Annotated in this window: 2 tRNA genes, 1 rRNA gene and 2 other annotated features (1 of these 5 only partly in view); all 3 genes read left to right on the top strand. The window is 56.4% G+C overall.

What is annotated here, in order from left to right:
- Positions 1-453 (top strand) — a sequence feature (16S ribosomal RNA rRNA prediction is too short).
- A gap of 11 nt (positions 454-464) precedes the next feature.
- Positions 465-597 (top strand) — a sequence feature (16S ribosomal RNA rRNA prediction is too short).
- 193 nt (positions 598-790) lie between these two features.
- Positions 791-867, top strand: a tRNA-Ile gene (locus A3OK_RS0100885).
- 128 nt (positions 868-995) lie between these two features.
- Positions 996-1071, top strand: a tRNA-Ala gene (locus A3OK_RS0100890).
- Positions 1072-1379: 308 nt separating this feature from the next.
- Positions 1380-2500: ribosomal RNA gene (locus tag A3OK_RS0100895) — 23S ribosomal RNA — on the top strand (it continues 1698 nt past the right edge of the window).

Here is a 2500-nt window from a genome sequence, read left to right on the forward strand (position 1 = left end):
CGCACAAGCGGTGGAGCATGTGGTTTAATTCGAAGCAACGCGCAGAACCTTACCATCCCTTGACATGGCATGTTACCCGGAGAGATTCGGGGTCCACTTCGGTGGCGTGCACACAGGTGCTGCATGGCTGTCGTCAGCTCGTGTCGTGAGATGTTGGGTTAAGTCCCGCAACGAGCGCAACCCACGTCCTTAGTTGCCATCATTTAGTTGGGCACTCTAGGGAGACTGCCGGTGATAAGCCGCGAGGAAGGTGTGGATGACGTCAAGTCCTCATGGCCCTTACGGGATGGGCTACACACGTGCTACAATGGCGGTGACAGTGGGACGCGAAGGAGCGATCTGGAGCAAATCCCCAAAAACCGTCTCAGTTCAGATTGCACTCTGCAACTCGAGTGCATGAAGGCGGAATCGCTAGTAATCGTGGATCAGCATGCCACGGTGAATACGTTCCCGGGCCTTGTACACACCGCCCGTCACACCATGGGAGTTGGTCTTACCCGACGGCGCTGCGCCAACCGCAAGGAGGCAGGCGACCACGGTAGGGTCAGCGACTGGGGTGAAGTCGTAACAAGGTAGCCGTAGGGGAACCTGCGGCTGGATCACCTCCTTTCTAAGGATGCTGCTTCAGTGATGATGGTTGTGATGACCGTCCTCTCCTCTTGCGGCGTCATTGGATACATAGGGGCCAGTCAGGCCCCGATATGCGGGACGGCGCCGTCCTCGTTTCTCTTTCTCATTTCCGGATAGCGTGATCGGTGCCCCGTTCAGTCGGTGCGCGTTTGATCTGCTTGGGCCTGTAGCTCAGGTGGTTAGAGCGCACCCCTGATAAGGGTGAGGTCGGACGTTCGAGTCGTCCCAGGCCCACCATCTTTGCTGGCTGCCTCAGGCGCCGGCGTCGACGTCCGTCGACTTGGGCTCCGCGCATCAGCGCGGGCGGCCTTGTCGGCCTTGCGAGGCTTTGCCTTGTTCTCCCCCGCTCCGATCCCACATGGTTTGGGGCTGTAGCTCAGCTGGGAGAGCAGTTGCTTTGCAAGCATCAGGTCGTCGGTTCGATCCCGTCCAGCTCCACCATTTTCGTTTCCCCAGGTTGGGTCGAGGCGTGAAAGGGCCTGTTGGACTGCATCCGGAAAAACACGAGTTTTGCCGCTCGGGCTGGTCATCTGGACCGTCCGGGAGGGCAAATGACTGACATCGTTTAGAGGGAATGTAGCCGGATTGGCAGCGAGAGCTGGTCCTGTCCGGTTATGTTCGGCAAGCATAAGATTTTTTGATCTGAAAGGATCAGGAAATCGGTCTTTTTGTTTTTTTGACCGAGACGTTTGTTTTGAGATCTGGCTCGACGCCAAGTCCCAAAAAAAGCGGACATCGATCATGGAAGCGATCAAGTGCCTTAAGAGCATTCGGTGGATGCCTTGGCGCTGAGAGGCGATGAAGGACGTGGTACGCTGCGATAAGCCTTGGGGAGCTGCGAACGAGCTTTGATCCAGGGATTTCCGAATGGGGAAACCCACCTTCGACCTTTCGTATTGTGGGCTCACGGTGACAGCGATGTCGTCGTGATCCTTCACTACGATTGGTCACATGAAGGTATCAAATCCTGAATACATAGGGGTTTGAAGCGAACCCGGGGAACTGAAACATCTAAGTACCCGGAGGAAAGGACATCAACGAGACTCCGTCAGTAGTGGCGAGCGAACGCGGATCAGGCCAGTGCCTGGTGGGAGTTTATCGGAACGGTCTGGAATGGCCGGCGACATGGGTGACAGCCCCGTACGAGACGGACGACTACCAGGACTCGAGTAGGGCGGGACACGTGAAATCCTGTCTGAACATGGGGGGACCACCCTCCAAGCCTAAGTACTCCTCAGCGACCGATAGCGAACAAGTACCGTGAGGGAAAGGTGAAAAGCACCCCGACGAGGGGAGTGAAACAGTTCCTGAAACCGGATGCTTACAAACAGTGGGAGCTCAAGGTTCGTCCTGAGTGACCGCGTACCTTTTGTATAATGGGTCAGCGACTTAAAGTTACGAGCAAGCTTAAGCCGGTAGGTGTAGGCGCAGCGAAAGCGAGTCTGAATAGGGCGTTCAGTTCGTGGCTTTAGACCCGAAACCGAGTGATCTAGCCATGTGCAGGATGAAGGTGGGGTAACACCCACTGGAGGTCCGAACCAGTGCCCGTTGAAAAGGTCTTGGATGACGTGTGGCTAGGGGTGAAAGGCCAATCAAACTCGGAAATAGCTGGTTCTCCGCGAAAGCTATTTAGGTAGCGCCTCGCGTGAATACCCCAGGGGGTAGAGCACTGGATGGGCTAGGGCCGCCCACAGCGGTACCGCACTCAACCAAACTCCGAATACCTGGGAGTACTGCGCGGGAGACACACGGCGGGTGCTAACGTCCGTCGTGAAGAGGGAAACAACCCTGACCTACAGCTAAGGCCCCCAATTCGTGGCTAAGTGGGAAAGGATGTGGGAATCCCAAAACAACCAGGAGGTTGGCTTAG

The organism is Methylobacterium sp. 77, assembly GCF_000372825.1.
Classification (GTDB): domain Bacteria; phylum Pseudomonadota; class Alphaproteobacteria; order Rhizobiales; family Beijerinckiaceae; genus Methylobacterium.